At 68.0% G+C, this 21,201-nt stretch carries 13 protein-coding genes and 3 pseudogenes; 2 read left to right on the top strand and 14 right to left on the bottom strand.

What is annotated here, in order from left to right; translation table 11 throughout:
- From AC1RQF_RS06805 to AC1RQF_RS06790, 4 genes are all read right to left on the bottom strand, one after another.
- A partial coding sequence (locus AC1RQF_RS06805; protein ID WP_492871605.1) for a DUF802 domain-containing protein occupies positions 1-2,110 on the bottom strand: 2,110 nt, incomplete at its 3' end.
- A complete protein-coding gene (locus AC1RQF_RS06800; protein ID WP_492871604.1) occupies positions 2,091-2,849 on the bottom strand; it encodes a DUF3348 domain-containing protein in 759 nt (252 codons plus the stop codon). The genes AC1RQF_RS06800 and AC1RQF_RS06805, both read right to left, overlap by 20 nt.
- A 579-nt stretch (positions 2,850-3,428) precedes the next feature.
- Entirely contained in the window at positions 3,429-4,877 is a 1,449-nt protein-coding gene (locus AC1RQF_RS06795; RefSeq protein ID WP_492871603.1) for a hypothetical protein, read from the bottom strand.
- Positions 4,878-5,236: 359 nt separating this feature from the next.
- Positions 5,237-6,145: a LysR family transcriptional regulator gene (locus tag AC1RQF_RS06790; protein WP_273997808.1), complete on the bottom strand. Its 909-nt coding sequence runs from the start codon at positions 6,143-6,145 to the stop codon at positions 5,237-5,239.
- Between the two features lie 139 nt (positions 6,146-6,284).
- Here AC1RQF_RS06790 and metE point away from each other — a divergent pair, with 139 nt between their 5' ends.
- Positions 6,285-8,579: a 5-methyltetrahydropteroyltriglutamate--homocysteine S-methyltransferase gene (gene metE / locus AC1RQF_RS06785; RefSeq protein ID WP_273997807.1), complete on the top strand. Its 2,295-nt coding sequence runs from the start codon at positions 6,285-6,287 to the stop codon at positions 8,577-8,579.
- A gap of 251 nt (positions 8,580-8,830) precedes the next feature.
- On the opposite strand, the gene AC1RQF_RS06780 is transcribed toward metE, so the two are convergent.
- The 7 genes from AC1RQF_RS06780 to AC1RQF_RS06750 form a co-directional block, all read right to left on the bottom strand.
- Positions 8,831-10,870 carry a M3 family metallopeptidase gene (locus tag AC1RQF_RS06780; RefSeq protein ID WP_492871602.1) on the bottom strand — a complete coding sequence of 680 codons (2,040 nt, stop codon included), beginning with the start codon at positions 10,868-10,870 and terminating at the stop codon, positions 8,831-8,833.
- A gap of 108 nt (positions 10,871-10,978) precedes the next feature.
- Positions 10,979-11,905, bottom strand: coding sequence for an alpha/beta hydrolase (locus AC1RQF_RS06775; RefSeq protein WP_492871626.1), 927 nt, complete (start codon positions 11,903-11,905; stop codon positions 10,979-10,981).
- A gap of 23 nt (positions 11,906-11,928) precedes the next feature.
- Positions 11,929-12,402: a thioesterase family protein gene (locus AC1RQF_RS06770; RefSeq protein ID WP_492871601.1), complete on the bottom strand. Its 474-nt coding sequence runs from the start codon at positions 12,400-12,402 to the stop codon at positions 11,929-11,931.
- 15 nt (positions 12,403-12,417) lie between these two features.
- Positions 12,418-13,383 carry an L-carnitine dehydrogenase gene (locus AC1RQF_RS06765; RefSeq protein ID WP_492871600.1) on the bottom strand — a complete coding sequence of 322 codons (966 nt, stop codon included), beginning with the start codon at positions 13,381-13,383 and terminating at the stop codon, positions 12,418-12,420.
- A 90-nt stretch (positions 13,384-13,473) separates the two neighbouring features.
- Positions 13,474-14,403, bottom strand: a complete 930-nt coding sequence (cdhC, locus tag AC1RQF_RS06760; protein ID WP_492871599.1) for a 3-dehydrocarnitine:acetyl-CoA trimethylamine transferase CdhC — start codon at positions 14,401-14,403, stop codon at positions 13,474-13,476.
- A 63-nt stretch (positions 14,404-14,466) separates the two neighbouring features.
- The gene (locus AC1RQF_RS06755; protein ID WP_492871598.1) at positions 14,467-15,414 is read right to left on the bottom strand and encodes a choline ABC transporter substrate-binding protein; all 948 of its coding nucleotides are present in this window, start codon (positions 15,412-15,414) and stop codon (positions 14,467-14,469) included.
- A 138-nt stretch (positions 15,415-15,552) separates the two neighbouring features.
- Positions 15,553-16,215 carry an MmyB family transcriptional regulator gene (locus tag AC1RQF_RS06750; protein ID WP_492871597.1) on the bottom strand — a complete coding sequence of 221 codons (663 nt, stop codon included), beginning with the start codon at positions 16,213-16,215 and terminating at the stop codon, positions 15,553-15,555.
- Positions 16,216-16,336: 121 nt separating this feature from the next.
- Here AC1RQF_RS06750 and AC1RQF_RS06745 point away from each other — a divergent pair.
- A pseudogene (locus tag AC1RQF_RS06745) lies at positions 16,337-16,960 on the top strand (transposase); the annotation flags it as partial.
- A 179-nt stretch (positions 16,961-17,139) separates the two neighbouring features.
- On the opposite strand, the gene AC1RQF_RS06740 reads toward AC1RQF_RS06745, so the two are convergent.
- The 3 genes and pseudogenes from AC1RQF_RS06740 to AC1RQF_RS06730 form a co-directional block, all read right to left on the bottom strand.
- Complete coding sequence (locus AC1RQF_RS06740) at positions 17,140-19,713, bottom strand: right-handed parallel beta-helix repeat-containing protein (protein ID WP_492871596.1); 2,574 nt, start codon at positions 19,711-19,713, stop codon at positions 17,140-17,142.
- A gap of 156 nt (positions 19,714-19,869) precedes the next feature.
- Positions 19,870-20,245 (bottom strand): annotated as a pseudogene (locus AC1RQF_RS06735) (phage late control D family protein); the annotation flags it as partial.
- Between the two features lie 201 nt (positions 20,246-20,446).
- Positions 20,447-21,002, bottom strand: a pseudogene (locus AC1RQF_RS06730) (integrase core domain-containing protein); the annotation flags it as partial.
- Between the last annotated feature and the right edge of the window lie 199 nt (positions 21,003-21,201).

Below are 21,201 nucleotides of genomic sequence, written 5' to 3'. Positions count from 1 at the left end.
GTGCCTGCTTGTTGTGCGTCGCCAATTGTTCGTTGACCTGCGCCTGACGATCGAGCGCCTCGCCCAACCCGCCCAGCAATGCCGTTGCCTGCTGCTCGAAGCCGCTCGACGCCGCCTCCAGTGCCTGCTTGTTGTGCGTCGCCAATTGTTCGTTGACCTGCGCCTGACGATCGAGCGCCTCGCCCAACCCGCCCAGCAGCGCCGATGCCTGCTGCTCGAAGCCGTTCGACGCCGCCTCCAGCGCCTGCGTGTTATGCGTCGCCAACTGCGCGTTGACCTCGGCCTGGCGATCGAGCGCCTCGCGCCACGCGCCCGCGACATTCGCCGCAGCCGTATCGAGGTGCGTCGCGACGCCGTCGAGCAACGCAGTCGAGCGCTGCTCGACCGTCTCGGCCGTGCGCGCCAGCTGCGCGACCAGATCGGCCGCCGCGCGCGGCGCCGCCGACGTCTCGCGCGCGAGACCGGCCAACTCCGCCAGCGTGTCGCGCGCCTGCGCCCGGGCCTGCTCGGACAGCTCGCCCGCCGTCCGCGCCAAGGTTTCGCAAATGACGTGCTGGCGGGACTCCGCCTGCTCGCCCGCACGCGTCCAGTTCGCCTCGAGCGTCGCCCCCACCGCGCCAAGCGCGTCGCGCCACGCCGCGAGCCGCGCCTCGTCGCGCGCCGCCAGCTCGGCCTGCAATCCCGCGTGCGCCCCGCTCAGCCCGCTCAGCAAGGTCGCCGCCTGTCGTTCGAAGCCGCTCGACGCCGTATCGAGCGCCTGACGGTTATGCGTCGCCAACTGTTCGTTGACCTGCGCCTGACGATCGAGCGCCTCGCCCAGCCCCGCCAGCAATACCGCCGCGCGCGTCTCGAAGCCTGTCGCCGCGCGTTCGAGCGCCTGCTGATTGCGCTCCGCCAATTGCGCATTCGCCTCCGCCTGCCCCGTGAGCGCGTCGCGCCACGCGGCCGCGGTGCGTTCGCCCGCTTCGTCCGCACGCGCGCTCATGCCGTCGAGCAAGGCCGCCGAGCGCTGCGCGACGCCGGCGTTCGCCTTCGCGAGTTCATCGCGCAGCTCGCGCACCAGCGCTTCCTGCTCGCGCTGCTGCCGCGCGAGCGCGTCGGTCCAGATCCCGGACACCTGCGCGGCCGTCGCCGTGAAGCCGTTCGATACCTGCTCCAGCTGCCGCTCCACCGCGCGCGACACGCTGCCGTGCAACGCCCCCGTCTCGCGCGCCAGGCCCGCCAGCGTCGCTTCCATCAGCGGTTGCAGCGCGCCGCCCACGGCGTGGGCGCTGTCGGTCGCGCTGTCGCGCAGCGACTGGCCGACCGACGCGGCCAGCTGCGCATACGCCGTCTCCGTGCGGCCGAGGAATGCCTGCTGATTCGCGAGCTGACGCTCGGCGTCGGCGCGGCCGTGCTGTTCGAGCGCCGTCACCATCGACTGCATCCGCTCGGCCAGCAACGGCAGCGCCTCCGCCTGACGTTGCAGCAGGCGCGCGGTTTCGTCGCGCTGATGCGCGTGCGAATGAATTCTCAACGTCGTTGCGAGCGCCGCATCGAGCCGCTGCCCCACCTGCGCACGCTCGCGGCGGCACAGCGCGGACAGCAGGCCGAGCATCGCCGAAGTTGCGACACCCGCGATCGACGTGCCGAACGCGAACCCCAGGCCCTTGACCGGGCTCGCCAGCGACGCACGGATCGCCTGCAGATCTGCCGCGCTTTCCAGCGCGGCGCCCGTGCCCTTGAGCGTCGCGACCATCCCGAGCAGCGTGCCCAGCATGCCGAGCAGCACCAGCAGGCCGACCAGGTACGGCGTGAGCGCCGGCCCGGGCAGCGCGGCGCGCTCGCCGTCGATGCGCAGGCGCACCACGCCGCGCAGCCCCGCCGGCAGCTGGTCGAGCCACGGCGCGAGGCTCGGCGGCGGCTCGGTGAGACCATCGACGGCGGCCGCGAGCGCGACCGTCGTCTGTTGATAGCGCCGCAGTTCGAGCGCCCCCGCGACATAGCACGCGCCGACCAGCAGCGTGAATGCGAGCGCGAGCGGATTGGCGGCGAGATACCCCGCGCCGACCCAGCAGACAGCGGCCAGCCCGGCCAGGAAAACAACGGGATTAAGGTGAGATCTGGACATGGCGTCCCGGTGGTTGGCTGGTGCGAAGCGCCGCGAGCAGCCCCTCGACCGGTTGAAAACGAATATCGAGTTCGGCGAGCAGCAGGCCGCGCATGTCCTGACGGAACAGACCGAGCCAGGCGCCCGAGGTCGAGGCGTCCGGCGCGGGCTCGCCCGCCCGCGCATCGGCACGGCGCAACTGCTCGAAACGCGCGCCGAGCAGCGTCGGCACCGCGCCCAGCAGGCCGCGCTCGCGCGCGTCGAGCGCTTGCTCGAAGGTCGCGTCCAGCACCGCGAGGCGGGCGAGTTCGGGCGTCGAGGCCGTCATCGCGCGGCGCAGCCGCGCGCGCAGCAGGCCGATTTCGGTCTGCATCGATTGCTGGATGAACTGGTAGTCCTGGCGCAGCACCGCGAAATCGAGCGCAGCGTCCTTCGGCGCGACGGGCGGCGCGGGCGGCGCGCCGCCGCCGCCGCGCCCGGCGCCGAACGCGGCGACGCCGTCGATCGACTTCGCGAGCGCGGCGCGCACGCGCGCGCACTCCCGGCCCGCCTCGTCGTGGGCGGGGGCCGGGCCGGATCCCGTGGGCGTACCCAGGTTCAGGGCGGAGGACAGCGTGATGGCGTCGGTCCAGCTCAGCCAGCGGCTCAACTGGTCGGACAGCGACTGTCCGGGTGCGGACACTTCCAGATCCGCCAGACGAGCCAGCAGACGAATCAGTGCCGGACCGCCCGGCGCGCCGCGCCGTGGTGGTTGCAACATGCTGCGTGCGTCGATAAAAAAGGCAGCAGTTTACACTCCGGCGGGCGCTCGGCCGAGATTCCGGGTAACGGCGCGTCGGGCGGGGGGGTTTCGGCGTGCGAGCGACGAGGATCCGGCGGGTTGCGCGGCGCGTCGCGACGACGGCTCCCGCCACCGCCGGATGCGGTGGCGCGCGCGGGAACCCGCGCCGTCAAGCGGGCGGCAAGCGCCGCGCAATCCGCGTCGCACAAGGCCGGCGCGAAGCGGGCGCAGGCCGGGCCGCCGCGTTCCCGGCACCGCGCCGAACCGGGTCCGACGATACGCGAACACGGCGCAATCACGGCGAGCCATCCGCGCCGGGCGACCGCCCTTGCCCGGCATCGCGCCGGACCAGGTTCGCCAATACGCGACGGCGCAACGCCCGGCGAGCCCTCCCCACCTCGCGCGGCCGGCACGAAGCGGACACCAACAGAGCAGCCCCATGCCCAGCATCGCGCCGCCCCTGGCCCACCGCTACGCGAGCCCAACGTATCGCATCCACGCCGCACCGCCTGCCGGACGCGCGGCGCGACGCCGGCGCCAAGCCCGCCCGCCTTCCGCTCAATACCCGACCAGCGACCCCGCGTGATAGACATAGGAATGTCCATACACGTGCACACGGAATTCCAGCGCCCCCTGCCCGTCGTAATCGAACGGCACGATGAACGCCTGCACCGTGTTCGCATCGTTGAAATCCGCGCGCATCAGCTTGCGTTTCGCGAACACCGTATTCGTCGACCAGCGATACACGTCGAGATCCGCGATGTCGTCGTTGTGCGCGGCGGTCACGTCGACCTTGAGCAGGAACGTCGCATTCAACCGCCCCGCCGGCAGTTGCTGGACATAAGGCCCATAGCTGAGATTGGAGTACTGCCCGGTAGCCGGAATCTCCCAGCCGGTCCCGTTCGCGCGCCCGGTCACGTGGCCGTACGCCGGCGAATTCGCATGCCACGCGCCGAGCGGCGGGTTCGTCGAACCGCGCGCGTCGAGGTCGACCACCTGACGCCGCGCGATCTGGTCGTCGAGCAGGTACTGCGGCGTATCGAGCGCCACGTAGCGGCTCGCGTCGCGACAATCGACCCGAACCCAGTCCTGGTCGCCCCATCGATCGAGGCCGGCATGCCCCGTGCCCGACACGTTGAGCACCTTGCAGCGCGCGCGCAGCGGTTCGTTGTCGGTTTCCGGGTGGCAGGACGGATCCTGCGCGCCGCGCTCCGCGTAGCAGCGGCTGCGTGGAATCCACGCTTCCCAGCGCGTCATCCCGTATTCCTTCGTGAAGAAATAGCGCTCCAGCGCATTGTTCCGCTGCGACAGGGTGGTCGCCGCGAAATGGTCCGACCGGATCGCCGTCATCACCTTGCCCGACTCGAACTGGTAGGCGCCCGGACCGTTCCAGTAGGTGACGCCCGTGCTGTTGCCGTTGCCGCATCCGGCGGGCGCGGGCTGCGTGACCTGGATGTGGTACGTCGGATGGTAGATCGACGAGGACGGCGGCCAGCCCGACGGCGGCCCCTGGAACGGGAACAGGATCCAGCCGCCCGCCCGTTCGGCGATGCTGCCCGCGCCGCCCGTGCGCGACCAGATCTGGTCGCGACAGCCCGGGTCCGACGTGCGGATGAACGACGCATAGCTCGAATTGTCGAGATCGATCAGGTCGTAGCCGTCGCGCGCCTCGGAAAACGAGAACCGGAAGCGCGAATCGAAGCCGCCCTGCAGGTTCTTCATCACCAGCACCTTGGTCGTGCCGTCCGCGCCCAGCACCGGGATGCTGTTGGTCGACTGGTAGGCCGCGCCACTGTTGTGATCGAAATCGGTCAGCAGGTAGGGCGAGCGCTCGCCCACGCGCATGTCGCGATGGCTGGGACAACTGGCGGGATCGCCTGCGATCGGGTTGTCGTCGGCGTCAACGCAGACGTCCTGGATCAGGTAGTCGCGGAGTTCGCGGGTCGCGCCGGCGTGCGCTGCGGACATGCACAGCAGCAAGGCCAGCGAACAAGCCAGGGATCGCATGGAATGGTCTCTCAGGTCGTGGATTTATGGTGAAGCGTGGACGCGCGGCGGATGAATCCCCCCGGACCGCGCCAGCGAAAGGTAGAAGCAAGGCCGATCGATGTCAATGGCAAGGCGGAGGGCGTGGAATCGGCGCGGACAGGATCATCCGCGACGACGGGCGCATGCGCCGCATCGGCATCCGTTTGCGGCGCATACGCCGCCTGCAGCGGCGGGCTGTTCGCGGCCCGCGGCGCGAATCCAGGCTCCAGCGCCCCCTCGCGCGCCCGGTTGACATGACGCGCGCGCCGTCACGACGTCGAACGCCGCGCGCTGACCCGGGCGGCGCGCTCGACACGCCGCGCGCCCGGCGCGCGCCCTCAGCGCCGCACGCGCGGCGCCCGCCAGTTCGACGCCTTCGCGAACTCGACGAACGACCGCAGGTAATCCACCGCCTCGTCCGCATCGCGCGTGCCGAGGAAAATCTGCTTCGCGATGCCCGCCTTGCCGAGCTTCACCGGCACCACCGCCATCCGGTCCGCATATTCCTCGGCGAGCCAGCGCGGCAGCGCGGCCACGCCCCGGCCGCTCTCGACCATCTGCAACATGATGTCGGTGGTCTCGATGGTCTTGTGCCGGCGCGGCACGACGCCCGCCGGACGCAGGAAATAGTTGTAGATGTCGAGCCGGTCCGTGTCGACCGGATAGGTGATCAGGATCTCGTCGACCAGCTGCTCGGGCTTCACGTAGCGCACCTCCGCGAGCGGATGCCGCTCCGCCACGACCAGCACCTGCTCGTAGTCGAACACCGGCTCGAAACGCAGCCCCGGCCGAGCGAGCGGATCGGGCGTGACGAGCACGTCGATGTCGTAGCCGAACAGCGCGCCGATCCCGCCGAACTGGAAGCGCTGCTTCACATCGACGTCGACATCCGGCCAGCGCGCCAGGTACGGCGACACGACCTTGAGCAGCCACTGGTAGCACGGATGGCACTCCATGCCGATCCTCAGCGTGCCGCGCTCGCCGTCCGCGTACTGCTTCATGCGCGCCTCCGCGTGCTCGAACTGCGGCAGCAGCCGCTCGGCGAGCGACAGCAGGTACTGCCCCGCCTGGGTCGGCCGCAGGCTGCGGCCGTCGCGATCCCAGACCAGCACGCCCAGCTGCTGCTCGAGCTTCTTCACCGTATGACTGAGCGCCGACTGGGTCAGGTGCAGCGCGTTCGCGGCCGCGGTCAGCGAACCCTGGCGCGCGACTTCGCGAATGATGACGAGATGGATGCGTTCAAGCATGGTGGAACCCCGGGCAAGCAACCCATGAATAAAAATAATCGAACAATGAAATAATGCCATTTTTCTTCATGAGCGCGAAACCCTATCATCGCCGCAGGCTTTCACTCACTCCACGCTTTCTCATCGGACGACAGCGCTCATGGTCACGACTCACAATCTCGGTTTCCCGCGCATCGGCGCAAAACGCGAACTCAAGTTCGGTCTCGAACGCTACTGGAAAGACGAAGCGTCGCGCGACGAGCTGAAGGCGCTCGGCGCACAGCTGCGCCAGCTGCACTGGCACAACCAGCGCGACCTGGATCTCGCGCCGGTCGGCGACTTCGCGTTCTACGATCAGGTGCTCGACATGAGCTTCACGCTCGGCAACCTGCCGGAACGCGTGCAGGGCTTCCACGGCGATGCGCTCGACAACTATTTCCGGGTCGCGCGCGGTCGCTCGGCGCAATCGGCCGAGGAACACGCCGCATGCTGCGGCGGCGTCGCGGCGGGCGAGATGACGAAGTGGTTCGACACCAACTATCACTACATCGTCCCCGAGTTCGCGGCCGGCACGACCTTCACGCTCGACGCGTCGCGCCTCGTCGAGCAGCTCGCCGAGGCCCGCGCGCAGGGCGTGAAGGCCAAGCCCGTGATCATCGGGCCGGTCAGCTACCTGTGGCTCGGCAAGGCCAAGGACGACTCCGACAAGCTCGCGCTGCTGCCGCGCCTGTTGCCCGCCTATCAGGCGCTGCTCGACACGCTGGCCCGCGAAGGCGTCGAATGGGTGCAGATCGACGAGCCGACGCTCGTGACGGAACTCGACGCCGCCTGGCAGCAGGCCTTCGTCACCGCCTATGAGGCGCTCAAGACGCGCAAGGTGAAGCTGCTGCTCGCCACCTACTTCGGCCAGCTGCTCGACAATCTGGCGCTGGCCTGCGCGCTGCCCGTCGACGGCCTGCACATCGACGCGATCAACGCCCGCGCCGAAGCCGGGAAGGCGGCCGGCCTGCTGCCCGCGCCGCGCGTCCTGTCGGTCGGCGCGATCAACGGCCGCAACATCTGGAAGAGCGACCTGAACGCGACGCTCGAATGGCTCGCACCGCTCGCGAAGCAGCTCGGCGAGCGCCTGTGGATCGCACCGTCATGCTCGCTGCTGCACGTGCCGGTCGATCTCGGCAGTGAAGAGAAGCTCGACGCCGAGGTGCGCTCGTGGCTCGCGTTCGCGCTGCAGAAGCTCGACGAACTGAAGGTGCTGGCCGCCGCGCTGAACGGCGACCGCGCATCCGTCGCGGCCGCGCTCGACGCCAACGCGGCCGCGATCCGCGCCCGCCGCGCCTCGCCGCGCGTGAACAATCCGACCGTGAAGGCGGCGGTCGCCCGCCTCGACGCCCAGCTCGGCAAGCGCGCCAGCGCCTATGCGCTGCGCGCGCCGAAGCAGGCCGCGCTGCTGAAGCTGCCCGCGTTCCCGACCACCACGATCGGCTCGTTCCCGCAGACGGGCGAGATCCGCCAGGCGCGCAGCCAGTTCAAGGGCGGCGCGCTCGGCATCGACGGCTACCAGGCCGCGATGCGCGCCGAGATCGCGCGCAGCGTGCGCGAACAGGAACAGCTGGGCCTCGACGTGCTGGTGCACGGCGAAGCGGAGCGCAACGACATGGTCGAGTACTTCGGCGAGCAGCTGGACGGCTACGCGTTCAGCCAGTTCGGCTGGGTGCAGTCCTACGGTTCGCGCTGCGTGAAGCCGCCGATCCTGTTCGGCGACATCAGCCGCCCGAAGGCGATGACGGTCGAGTGGATCACCTACGCGCAGTCGCTGACCAGCAAACCGATGAAGGGCATGCTGACCGGCCCCGTGACGATCCTGAACTGGTCGTTCGTGCGCGACGACCAGCCGCGCTCGGCGTCGTGCCTGCAGCTCGCGCTCGCGATCCGCGAGGAAGTGCTCGACCTGGAAAAGGCCGGCGTGCGCGTGATCCAGATCGACGAGGCCGCGCTGCGCGAAGGGCTGCCGCTGCGCCGCGCGCAGTGGGCCGAGTATCTGGGCTGGGCGGTCGAATCGTTCCGCATCACCGCGAACGGCGTGCGTGACGAGACGCAGATCCACACCCACATGTGCTATTCGGAGTTCAACGACATCATCGCGTCGATCGCCGACATGGATGCCGACGTGATCACGATCGAGACGTCGCGTTCCGACATGGAGCTGCTCGACGCGTTCGACCACTTCAAGTATCCGAACGAGATCGGGCCGGGCGTGTACGACATCCACTCGCCGAACATCCCGACCCAGGAGCACATCGTCGGCCTGATGCGCAAGGCGGCCGAGCGGATTCCCGCCGAGCGCCTGTGGGTGAATCCGGACTGCGGCCTGAAGACCCGCCAGTGGGCCGAGGTGATCCCGGCGCTGACCAACATGGTGGCCGCGGCGAAGACGCTGCGCGACCGCACGCACTGACGCCGCGCCGGCCGGGCGACGGCCGGCGCTTCCCTGCGCGCGTCCCGGGCCCGCCCCGGGACGCGTCGTTTGTCCTTTGAACCCTTCATCGCCCATTCGCCATGTTCGAACGCCACCGCGACTCGCTCGACCGGCCAGGGTAATCGGTCCGATCGGATCGGGGAAATGGCCGCCGAAGCACGCGCTCCGATTTGCGTCCGGGACGCCTATCGCGGCTCAGAGGCGCCCGCCTTCCCCTCCCCGCCACAGCCTCACCTCGCCAACAACCCCCGCTTGCGCAGCATCGACGCGGCCTGCGGATCGCGGCCCCGGAACGCGCGGAACGCCGCGCGCTGCTCGCGGCTGTTGCCCGCGCTGTAGACGTAGCGATGCAGCTTGTCCGCGAGCGTCGGATCGAATGCGTCGCCCGCCTCCTCGAACGCAGCGAACGCTTCCGCCTCCAGCACCTCCGCCCACATGTAAACGTAGTAGCCCGCCGCGTAATGCGCGCCGCCGAACATGTGGCCGAAATGCGGCAGCCGGTGCCGCATGCCGATCTCGCGCGGCACACCGAGCCGCGCATACTCCGCCGCCTCGAACGCGGCGAGATCGAGGTTCGCCGGATCCGGATGCTGGTGCAGCGCAAGATCGATCAGCGTCGAGGACGTATAGGCGACCGTCGAGAAACCCTGGTTGAACAACTGCGATGCGCGGATCCGTTCGATCAGCGCCGCCGGGATCGGCTCGCCCGTCGTCACGTGCCGCGCGTGACGCGCCAGCACCTCGGGCACGGTCGCCCAGTTCTCCATCAGCTGCGACGGCAGTTCGACGTAATCCTGCGGCACGGCCGTGCCGGCCAGCAGCCGGTACGTCACGTTCGACAGCAGCCCGTGCAGGCCGTGACCGAACTCGTGGAACAGCGTACGCACGTCGTCGAAGCTCAGCAGCGTCGGCCCGTCGCCGCCGCGCGCGAAGTTGTTGTTGTTGACGATGATCGGCACCGTGACGCCGCCGTTGCGACGCTGCTCGCGGTAGTCGCTCATCCACGCGCCGCCCTGCTTGTTCGGCCGCGCGTAGTTGTCGCCGAGGAACAGGCCGACCAGTGCGTCGCCGCGCCGCACTTCCCACAGCCGCACGTCCGGATGGTAGAGCGGCACGCCCTTCTGCTCGACGAAACGCACGCCGAACAGGCGGTGCGCGCAATCGAACATCGCGTTCAACATCGCCTCGAGGCTGAAATACGGCTTCACCTCCGCATCGTCGAGCGCATAGCGCGCGACCCGGACCTTCTCGGCCAGGTGATGCCAGTCCCACGGCGCGATGTCGGTCGGCTCGCCCAGCGCCGCGGCCTGTTCGACCAGCGCCTGACGTTCGCGCGCGGCGCTCGCCTTCGCCGGCTCCCACACCTGATCGAGCAGCGCATGCACGGCGGCCGGCGTGCCGGCCATGCGGTCGGCCAGCGCGTAATCGGCAAACGTCGCATAACCGAGCAGGCGCGCCTGCTCCTGCCGCAGCACGAGGATCTGGCGGGCGATCGGCCGGTTGTCGCGCGCGGCGCTCTCGCCGCGGCCGCTCCAGGCGCGCCACACCTGCTCGCGCAGGTCGCGCCGGGTCGACCAGGTCAGGAACGGCTCGACCAGCGAACGCGACAGCGTGATCACGCAGCCGTCCACGCCGCGTTCGCGCGCCGCGCTCTGCGCCGCCTGCCGCAGGAACGACGGCAGGCCCGCCAGATCGGCCTCGCCTTCGAGCTTCAATTGATACTCGGTCTCGTCGGCCAGCACGTTCTGCGCGAACTGCGTCTGCAGTTCCGCCAGCCGCTCGACGATCTCCGCGAAGCGCACGCGTTCGGCGCCCTCCAGGCGCGCGCCGGCCCGCACGAAGTCGGTATGCACGCGCCGCAGCAATTGCTGCTGCTCCTCGTTGAGCTCCAGTTCGGCCGCGCGCTCGTGCAGCGCATCGAGCCGCGCGAAGAACCCCGCGTGCATCTGCACCCGGCTCGTATGCGCGGCGACCACCGGCGCCATCTCGCGCTCGACCGCCTGCAATGCGGGCGGCGATTGCGACGCGCACTGGTTGTAGAACAGGTAGAGCGCGCGATTGAGCCGCAGGCCCGTCGCGTCGAACGCGGCCACCGTGTTCTCGAAGCTCGGCGCTTCGGATTGCGCGGCCAGCGCGTCGATCTCGGCCAGATGCTCGGCGCTCAGCACGGCGATGGCCGGCGCGTAGTGCGCGGGCTCGACCTGCTGGAACGGAGGGAGTTGATAAGGCGTGTGCCAGTCTTGCAACAGCGGGTTGCCGTGGGGGGTCATCTCGTTCCGCCTCGTGAGCGTGAAAGTGTGAGACCGCAATCATAAGACAACACAAAATTCAGCGCTGCACACAATTCGAGGCTCGCCTCGACCGCGCCGCCCGCGCGCTCAGCCCCGCTGTTCCAGCAGAAATTCGCAGACCGCGTGGTGCATCGCGGCCACCCGCGCGCTCGTGTCGAGCGCGCGCCAACAGCCGTGCACCAGCCCCGCGCCGAGCATGAAGCGGGCACGGCCGCCCGCCGCCTCGATCCGCTCGACGTAGGCGCGCGCGTCGTCGCGCAGCGGATCGTGCTGTGCGCCGATCGCGAGGGTCGGCGGCAAGCCATCGAAGCGGGCCGCGTCGAGCGGCACGGTATTCGGCGGCGGCGGCGCGCCGCCCCAATACGCCCGCCGGCAGGCGTGCACGTCGGCGAGCGTCAGCAGCGGCGCCTGCGCCTCGGTCCGCGCGGCGGGCAGGCGCGGCGCATAACCCAGCAGCGGGTAGACGAGCGCGACCGCGGCAACGCCGCCCTGCCCCGCGTCGCGCAGCGCCGCCGCCACGCACGCGGCCAGCGTGCCGCCCGCGCTGTCGCCCGCGAGCATCAGCGGCGCGGCGCCGACGCCGAACGGCAGCCGGCCGTGCAACGCGGCCACGGTCACCTCAAGACAGTCGTCGCGCGCGGCCGGCGCACGGTGTTCGGGCGCGAGCCGGTAGTCGACCGCGATCACGTCGAGGCCGGTATCCGCCGCGAGCCGCGCGGCGATCGCGTGGTGGCTGTCGAGCGAGCCGACCACGAAACCGCCGCCGTGGAAAAACAGCACGGTGCCGCGCGCCGCGCGCCCGCGCGGGCGATAGCGCCGCATCGCGAGCGCATGCCCGGCGCGCGCCGCGTACACCGCGTCGTCGATCTGCACGCCCGCGGGCAGGCTCGGCGCGAGCCGCGCGGCGAATCGTTCGTACAGGCGGCGCTGCTCGGCCGGCGAGCGCTCGGCGGCGTCGGCCGGATAGCAGGCCGCGACGCGCGCGACGAAGGCGTCGAGCGCGGCGTCGAGCAGCGGCGCGCCGCACGCGCTCGACGTCATCCGCGCCGCGCCGGCAAGCCGATCACGCGGCCCGCGCAAGCGGGCGCGGGCGCATCGTGCCGCTGCGCCGCGAGTGCGGCCACCCGCTCGGCGATGTCCGGATCGAACGGCGCGGAGGCCGGCCCAAGCGTGTCGACGTGCAGCAGCATCTGCTCGCTCGCCGCCACCGCGCCGTCGACGCCCGCCGCGAACATCTCCAGGTACAGGTGGACCCGCTTCGCGTCGTGCGCGAGCACCCGCGCGTCGACCCGCACGCGCGCCCCGGCCTTGACCTCGCGCAGGTAGTTGAGGTGAACCTCCAGCGTGTACACGGAGCGGCCGCGCGCGCGGCGCGCCGCGTCGTCGAGGCCGATCCGGTCGAGCAGCGCGTCGGTCGCGAAGCTGAAGATCAGCAGGTAATAGGCGTCGCGCAGGTGGCCGTTGTAGTCGACCCATTCGTCGCGCACCACGTCCTCGTGCAAGGTCAGCATCGTCGTCCCCGTCGGTCAGGTCTCGTCATGGATGCCGTGACGCGCCTTCACGGCGGCGATCGTCGCGAGCACCTCGGTGATGCACTCGTCGCGATAGCGTTCGAGCGCCTTGATGCTGTGGCCGCCCTGCTGCGCGGCGGTGCCCTCCACCACCCGATCGATCAGCGCGTCGCTCAGCGGCGGCGCGGCGAGCCGGGTCCACGGCAGTTCGAGCGCCGGCCCGAACTGCCGCATGAAGTGTCGCATGCCGGCCTCGCCGCCCGCGAGCGTGTAGGTCAGGAAGGTGCCCATGAACGACCAGCGGATGCCCGCGCCGAAGCGGATCGCATCGTCGATCTCGCCGGTGGTGGCGACGCCGTCGTTGACGAGGTGCAGCGCCTCGCGCCACAGCGCTTCGAGCAGGCGGTCCGCGATGAAGCCCGGCACTTCCTTGCGCACGCGCAGCGGCCGCATGCCGAGCCGCCGATAGATCGCCATCGCGGCCTCGACCGCTTCCAGCGCGGTGTGTTCTCCGCCGAGCACCTCGACCAGCGGCAGCAGGTACACCGGATTGAACGGGTGCCCGACGAGGCAGCGCTCCGGATGCGTCGCGCTCGCGTAGAAGTCGGTCGGCAGCAGCCCCGACGTCGACGACGCGATGATCGCGTCGGGCTTCGCCGCGCGGCTGATCTGCTCGTGCAGTTCGCGCTTCAGCGTCTCGCGCTCGGGCGCGCTCTCCTGGATGAAATCGGCATCGGCGACGCACGCCTCGATCGTCGACACGAAACGCAGCCGCGCGGGATCGGCGCCCGGCGCGAGGCCGACACGCGCCAGCGCGGGCCACGCGTTCGCGACGTTCGCGCGCAGCTGCTGCTCCGCGCCCGGCGCGGGATCCCAGACCACCACGTCGAGACCGTGCGCGAGCGCGCGGGCAACCCACCCGCTGCCGATCACGCCGGCGCCGATGGCGGCGAACGTCTTGATGTCGGTCTTCACTGCCATGTCAGTGCATCCTTCAAATCGGGGGAATCGAACGGCGGACGCCCATGCGCGCCGCCGACGTATTGCAGCGGGTGAGGCAGCGGGGCGCGTTCACGCGAATTCGGTGAGCGCGCGGCGTTCGAGCGGGCGCGCGCCGCGCGCCGGCAAGCCGAGCGTGCGCCGGCCTTCGGCCGGCGTCAGCACGCGGCCGCCGAGCCGCTCGACGATTTCGCGCGCGCGCTCGACGAGCGTGCCGTTGCTCGCGGGCACGCCGCGATCGAGCCACAGGTTGTCTTCTAGGCCGACGCGCACGTGGCCGCCGAGCAGCATCGCCTGCGCGACCATCGGCATCTGCATGCGGCCGATGCCGAAGCCCGCCCAGTGCGCGCCGGCCGGCAGGTTGTCGACCATCGCCTTCATCGTGCCCGTATCGGCCGGCGCGCCCCACGGGATGCCGAGGCAGAGCTGGAACAGCGGTGGATCGTCGAGCAGCCCTTCCTTCAGCAGCTGCTTCGCGAACCACAGATGGCCCGTGTCGAAGATTTCCAGCTCCGGCTTCACGCCGAGTTCCTGGATGCGCTTCGCGCCGGCGCGCAGCTGCGCGGGCGTCGATACGTAGATGGAGTCGCCGTCGCCGAAATTCAGCGTGCCGCAGTCGAGCGTACAGATCTCGGGCAGCAGTTCCTCGACATGCGCGAGGCGCGTGAGCCCGCCGACGAGGTCGGTGCCCCGGCCGAAACGCATCGGCTCCTCGCCCGCGCCGATTTCGAGGTCGCCGCCCATGCCGGCCGTCAGGTTGATGATCACGTCGACGTCGGCCGAGCGGATCCGGTCGACCACCTCGCGGTACAGCCGCGGATCGCGGCTGCCGCGCCCGGTCTGCGGGTCGCGCACGTGGCAGTGCGCGACCGTCGCGCCCGCCTTCGCCGCCTCGATCGCGGCCGCCGCGATCTGCTGCGGCGTCACCGGAACCGCCGGATGCCTGCCGACCGTATCGCCCGCGCCGGTCACCGCGCAGGTCACTATCACTTCGTGATTCATCGTCGCCTCGTTTCAGTGGGGTGCGCGGGCCCGCTCCCGCGCGGATTCGCTTCGTGGAAACGTTCAAAGGCCCAGGTGGGCGCGCACCGCCGGCAAGCCTTCCTTGCCGTCATAGGTCGTCACGCCCGCGAGCCACGCATCGAGCACCTGCGGGTTCTGCCTCAGATAGGCGCGCGCGGCCTCCGCGGGGCGCGTCTTGTTCATCACCGCCTGCATCAGCCGGTTTTCGAGGTCGGTCGTGAAACGCAGGTTCGCGACCAGCCGGCCCGCGTTCGGGCAGCGCTTCAGGTAGTCGGGCGCGGTCAGCGTGTAGACGCGCGCCTCGCCGTAGTTCGGGCCGAACGCGGCGTCGCCGCCCGCCAGATAGTTCATGCCGATCTGCAGGTTCATCGGATGCGGCTCCCAGCCCAGGAACACCACCCACTTGTGCTCGCGCACCGCGCGCTCGACCGTCACGAGCATCCCCGCCTCGCTCGATTCCACCAGCCTGAAGCCGCCCAGTCCGTATTGATTGGTGTCGATCATCTTGCGGATCGTCGCGTTCGCGCTGCTGCCCGCCTCGATCCCGTAGATCTTGCCGTCCAGCTCCGCGCGATGCTTCGCGATGTCCTCGAAACGCTTCAGGCCCGCCTCGTAGGCGTAGTTCGGCACCGCGAGCGTCGCCTTCGCGCCGGACAGGTTCGGCGGTTCGATCAGGTCGATCGACTTCGCGTCGAGAAACAGTTGCAGCTGCGCCTGCTGCACCGGCCACCAGTAGCCGAGCGACACGTCGATCTGCTTGTTCTTCAGTCCCGCGAACGAGATCGGCACCGAGGCGATCGTGGTGGTCGGCTTGTAGCCGAGCCCGTCGAGCAGCAGCGACGCGAGCGCGGTCGTCGACGTGATGTCGGTCCAGCCGATGTCGGCGAAGCGCACCGTGCGGCAGGTGTCCGGGTCCTGCGCCCGGGCCGCGCCGGGCATGACGCAGGTGGCGAGCAATGCGCCGAGCAGCGCGGTGGGGATCGGCTTCATGGTGACTCCCGTTCGTCGGATTGAGCGGGCGCGGCCGGGATGGCCCGCGCGACGGACTCCAAAGTAACGGGCCAGATTAGTCCGGAAGCGACCAGCGGCGACTTTTTCTTGACTGGAGGCGACGCCCGGGGGAAACCACTAGGCGGAGGGCGCGGGCGCGGGGCGGCAAGCGAGACGGCACGAAGGCGCGAGATGGCGCGGGATCGAACGCGGGGCATCGGCGGCGGGGCGAGGGGCGTCGCGACACAGCGCCGACGCGCGCAACGACAATGCGGAACGCCGGTATGCGGTCAATGAACGACGCGCTTCCCGTGAGCGAGATGCGCCGACAGTCACGACACGCCGCTTCGTTGGCGTCGGGCCGCCTGCCTGATATCGCAATCGCTTCTCAGCTTTTTTCGGATCGGGATGTTGCGCGTCGACCACCGAAAGCAGCTTGAGGCGGTCGCCATCCGGCGAACCCGGCGCTGCGGTGAAGATCGTGAGCCGTTCCGTCAGGTCGGCGGACGTCAGCATCACGCAGTCGAGCGTCAAGATGCCGACGAGCGGATGGACATAGCGCTTGAGGCGCCGATCCGCGACCTCGTGCAGCTTCCACAGCGCAGCGAATTCGTCGGCCTCGGAATCGTCGGCGCTGCGACCGTGGACAGCCCGCAGCGATGCGACGTAGCGCCGGGAGTGGGCCTCGTGGTCATCGGGGTGGTAAATCCGGCGCTGGTCGGGATCGGTGAACCATCGGTAGATGATCGAGCGATTCAGGCCGGTGTAGCGGGTCTGCTCGCCGACAAGCGCGATGGCCATGCGTTCTGATGCAGCGTCGCGCCCAGATCGGTCACGATCCGGGCTGGGGTGTCGAGGTGGCTCGGCACCCGCAGGAGCGCCGCACTGGGATAGTCGGTTCGGTGGATGCGAGGCGGCGCGGCGTAACCGTTTCATCAAACCACTCGCGGATGCGAAGCTCAGGAGGCTGCAAGCACTTGTGCTGCGTCGTCGGCAACTCGTCTCTGCCCTGGTTGCTGAGCGGCAACATTTGCGCCAAACCCATGTCAGCGTTAGCTCAAGCGTCGAGCACTCCATCGAGTTCATCAAGATCCAAATTGGTCGGATCGAGTGCGAACTCAAAGATCACGTCCAGCGGCATCACATAGGCTTTTCAGCTCTCCTTGGAAGCGTCAACGGCATTGGAACAGCCACAATTGCTACCCTTGCTGCGGAACCGCCTGAACTGGGATCGCTCTGCAGGCGGCGGATCGCGGTCCCGGTGGGGGTTGCCCCATTCAATCGCGACTCCGGACAGATCCGTGGGCGTCGAACTATCTCCGGAGGGCGATCCGATGTTCGATGCACGCTTTGCACGCTTTACATGGCAACGCCTGCCGCGGTACGCCATAACCCTGTTCTTGTTTCGTTTTGCTCCCGCTTGGTGATGACGGGAACGCCAAAGAAGGTGGCGCTCGTTGCCGCAATGCGAAAATTACTCACCATTCTCATTGCAATCGTGAAGTCCGGCCGCCCTTGGAACGCAGCGTCGCGCTCGCCTGCTTGACATCGAAGACGGTTGCTCTTGACGCTTCACAGCCAGCGCTTCTGTGAACGCGGTTAGCATCAATTCTGGACGCCTACACCCGCTCGCGACGACGACGACGACGACGGCGCGCGTCGTCGTCGTCGTCGTCGGATCGATCCGCGATCGTGGTGCGATGAACGCGGAAATCCGGCAAGGCGTCAAGGCACGATGTAAACCCCGTTCATGGTCGCGTACGTCCCCGACAACTTCGTCACCGTGAGCGTGTGCGATCCGCGCGACAACACCGGAGACGTGTAGACCGCGACGTTCGAATGCCGTTGCTTGTCCGCCGGCGTCGTATCGACGGTTTGCTGTGGCCCGCCGTCGATCCTGATGCCCAGCTTGCCCTGATCGGTGTTCTGTTCGCCGAAGACCTGGATCGCCGTGCCGGTGAAATCGACCGTCATCGTATCGTTGTCGTTCGTCGTGTAATGAAGGTCGTGCAGGTAGTCGAAGTAGACGGACCGGTTGTGGGCATGTTGCCACGAGCCGGTGTATTTCAGTTGCGACGCGTTATCGCCGATCCGGCCCGTCACGCTGCTTTCGGAGAGATTCGCCGGATCGTTGCCGCGCCCCGCGCTGCTCATCACCGTTGCCGGCACGGCCGACAACGACGTGATGGTGATGTTTCCGCTGCTATGCGTGTCGATCGGAAGAGGCGGGCACGTGGCATAGTCGCCGCCTGGCGCGTCGGCGTAATTGCCGGTGTACCAGATGTGTCCGGTTGGTTCGCATCCGCCCTGGACCGAGCCGTACGGCCCGGTGGAATTGAACGACACATTGCCGGACCAGTTGATCCATTCCGAGCCGGCGTCATCGTAGTAGGTCCGCATGACATTGTTGCTGTTGTAGGACACATTGCCGGTTACCTGGATGCCGTGGGCCAGCGTCGCGACGGGATCGAGGGTCGTGCCGTCCGCCTTGTACTGATACTGCGCCTGATGGCCTTCGATATAGACTGCGCCACCGTCGGTCAGCCCCGTCATGTAATCGTGCAGCAGGTTGTTGCTGAGCGTGTTGCTGTCGTTGATGTTCGTCGATTGGGACGGATGGTTGGAATTGTCGACATGCCCTTGGATAACGCCGGCCGTGATCGCCGTGTAGGGTACGTCGTGAATTTCGTTGCGGGTGACGGACGTCTTCTGGCCGAACAACAGGGTGATCGCGCTGGCCGATGGGTAATCCGTGCCGATGTTGTGAATCAGGTTGCCCGAGATCGTGTTGTTTTTCATGATCTCGTTGGCGCCGATCGCATCGTTCTTCACGAGCGTGGGGTCCGGGTTGCAGTTCTGCTTGATCGCGGCGGCGGTGGCTGCCTTGCCGTCGGTCGGCGTGGGATCGGACGTGCAGCCCAACAGGATGGCGGTCGAGGCGATCGACGCAAACTCGTTGTTCTGGATCAGATTGCCGGACGATCCGTACATGAATGCCAGGCCAGCGCCGCCCAGCGCGGTGAAACGATTTCCCTTGAGCGTAACGTTGTTCGCCGCGCTGAAGCTGACGTTGGCGAGCGGTTGAGACAACGCGCCCCACGGACATGAACCGGTGGGCGACGAGAAATTGCACATGCCTTGATTGCCGGTTGCCGTCGTCATGCGCAGATTGCTCTGCACGTCGGCAAAACCGGGCGCGGCGGACGGGGCGTTCCAGGTCGCATAGGAAAACTGCAGCCCGGAGAACGTCACGTCGTGCAGCGGTTGAGCGAGGGAACCCGCGCCTTGGAGCAGCGTTTCCAGCCGGGGCAGCTCGATATCGAGCGCCGTCACCGATTGACCGGGAATTGGTTGATAGTAAAGTGCGCCGGCCGCCGTATCGAGGAACCACTGTCCCGGCTGGATCAGGACACGCGCATTCTGGATCGACGAGGGTATCGTGCTCGTCGACATCGACGGCAGTCCGCCGCTGGCGTTCGAATAGGTGGCGCGCTGCGTCACGTTGGTCCAGCAGGGTTGCGCCATCGTGATCGCGCCGTTCGAATAGCTGGCTACCCGGCATCGCGATTCGGTCCAATTGCCGTTGCCCTGCGTGTAGACGAACTCGACATTGGCGACTTGCGTCGCGGTGAGCTGAGCGAACCAGGTCTTCGCGGTCTTGTCGCTCGTGATGTCATAGCCGGTTTTCGAACCCACCCATCCTCCGCTGAAGCCGAGTTGGTTGGGGGTTTGCTGCGCCACCAGCGCGGCTGCGCCATTGACGTACAACTGGCGCGAGTTGCCGCCCGACGGCACCGCGGCGACCCAGACGCTGCTCGCGCCGGATGGCTGCCATCCAGTGATCTGCGTCGCGCCGGAAATGATCGGATGCCCGCCGGGCGCGGCCGCCCAAACCACCGGATGGCCGGGCACACCGGAGTCCGCCGCGCCGAATCGCCAGGTCTGCGACAAGCGGTACGTGCCGTCGGCGAGTAGAACCGTCACGTTGGTGTTGCCGGCCGCTCGTTGCGACTGGACGGCCGATTGGGCGGCGGTCAGACTGCACGGCGCGCCTTGCGAGCAATCGCCCGATCCGGTCGGGCTGGCGTACAAGGTGATGCTCGAACCAGCCGCTGGATTCGCCGCGGCCGCGTTCGGCGAAATGGCTGACGCCGTGGCGCCAGGGCTACCGCTGCCGTCATCGCCGCCGCAACCGCTCAATGCCGCTATCGCGCACACGGCGGTGACGACGAGCCAGTGATGGATTGTGCTCGAATCGCTCACATTTCTCATATCTTTAGGAATATTTAATAGTTTCATGGTGTTTCACCATTGTCGCTTTATTTTCTAGAACCGGTAGGCAGGGCGGAGAGACGGCGAGGACGAACCCAATGTGGCAAACGGCAGGTCAGGCGGAAGGAAATGCTCGTTTTCCCAAATCCTGGCGACCTGGGTTCGCTGCAAACGCCCGGTGGATTCGGTGGCGCGGTCCTGCCAGATGCGCTCGTCGCGCCGGAAGCGCAGGAAATGCAGCCACGACGCGAACACCCGCTGATAACTCGTCAGACCGCCGTCCGCGCACAAGCGGCGGGCCGTGTGCACGCAACCGTTGAACCGGCGATAGGACTTGTCGACCTACTGCAGCCACGCGCTGACTGGCTGCGCGATCAGTTTCTTCAGTTCGACGTCGCCCGCGCCCGACACCCCATCGAGGGTCCAGCTGAAATCACGACCGAGTTTCGGGACCGACAACAACGAACGTGCTCGCCGGCAGCGGCGTGTCCAGCCGTAACAGCCGGTCTTGCTGGAGCAGCCCGGTTCGGATTCTTTCGCTAAGTTGATACCCGCCCATATGAAGGTACCCATTGGTTTTCTTACGTAAACCTAACGGGCCACGAATTCAAGTCGCTCACAATATACGTAATTTCTTGATCAGTAGTTTGTGCATTTATAAATTGTTCACATCTTGGCGCGGGTGTTTCGAACGTCTATCGCGTCGCGAGAGGTTCGATATGACCTATGGAGTTGACCTGAGGCGGAATTTTGTGACCAATCAGGCAGTGAGTCTCGCATAGATAGTATCGGAATCCAGCCAGGCTCGACGGACCGCGGCGGGAGGTTGATAGCGATGTGCGCCATGGGGCCGGCGCTCGTTATAGAACTGCCGCCAGCGTTCGATGAGCACCTTGGCCTCGGCGCGGCTGCGGAACCATTCCCGGTTCAGCAATTCGTCGCGAAGCTTGCCGTTGAAGCTCTCGACGAGCCCGTTTTGCCACGGACTGCCGGGCGCGATGAAAGCCGGGCCGATTGCAACATCTCGCAGCCAGCGCATGACCTTGGCAGCAGTCGTCGTCCGACCGTATGAACGTGGGCTTGCCGTACAGCCGCATGAGTCGCGACAGCGTCAGGATCACATCCTGCGACCGGAGGCGCGCGCCGACCTCGATCGCCAGACACTCGCGGGTGTATTCATCGATCACGCCAAGCATCTTCAACGCCCGCCCGTCTACCAGTTGGTCATGCACGAAGTCGCAGCTCCAGACCGAATTGGGCTGCGTGGCGCCTGGCAGGCGTATGTCGTTGCCACGACGACGTCGGCGAGGACGGCCTCGCGCAAGATCCGGATGACCTGCTCGTCGGTAAATCGCTTCTTCATTGAGTTCTCCTTGCCTCTAGGATAAAAGAGAACTCGCTTGCCAAGCGGCTACAAGAAACGTCCCAGGTCGGCAATGCGAAAATTGCTCGCCATTCTCATTGCAACCGTGAAGTCCGGCCGCCCTTGGAACGCAGAATCGCACTCGCCTGCTT

This window comes from Burkholderia sp. GW821-FHT14F03, from assembly GCF_058803765.1.
The sequence above is the reverse complement of the archived record's forward strand: the minus strand, read 5'-3'. Positions and strand labels throughout refer to the sequence as shown.

Coding starts and splice junctions, on each gene's coding strand:
- AC1RQF_RS06800 (WP_492871604.1), bottom strand. CDS start 2,849: ATGTTGCAACCACCACGGCGCGGCGCGCCGGGCGGTCCGGCACTGATT.
- AC1RQF_RS06795 (WP_492871603.1), bottom strand. CDS start 4,877: ATGCGATCCCTGGCTTGTTCGCTGGCCTTGCTGCTGTGCATGTCCGCA.
- AC1RQF_RS06790 (WP_273997808.1), bottom strand. CDS start 6,145: ATGCTTGAACGCATCCATCTCGTCATCATTCGCGAAGTCGCGCGCCAG.
- metE (WP_273997807.1), top strand. CDS start 6,285: ATGGTCACGACTCACAATCTCGGTTTCCCGCGCATCGGCGCAAAACGC.
- AC1RQF_RS06780 (WP_492871602.1), bottom strand. CDS start 10,870: ATGACCCCCCACGGCAACCCGCTGTTGCAAGACTGGCACACGCCTTAT.
- AC1RQF_RS06770 (WP_492871601.1), bottom strand. CDS start 12,402: ATGCTGACCTTGCACGAGGACGTGGTGCGCGACGAATGGGTCGACTAC.
- AC1RQF_RS06765 (WP_492871600.1), bottom strand. CDS start 13,383: ATGGCAGTGAAGACCGACATCAAGACGTTCGCCGCCATCGGCGCCGGC.
- cdhC (WP_492871599.1), bottom strand. CDS start 14,403: ATGAATCACGAAGTGATAGTGACCTGCGCGGTGACCGGCGCGGGCGAT.
- AC1RQF_RS06755 (WP_492871598.1), bottom strand. CDS start 15,414: ATGAAGCCGATCCCCACCGCGCTGCTCGGCGCATTGCTCGCCACCTGC.
- AC1RQF_RS06750 (WP_492871597.1), bottom strand. CDS start 16,215: ATGGCCATCGCGCTTGTCGGCGAGCAGACCCGCTACACCGGCCTGAAT.
- AC1RQF_RS06740 (WP_492871596.1), bottom strand. CDS start 19,713: ATGAAACTATTAAATATTCCTAAAGATATGAGAAATGTGAGCGATTCG.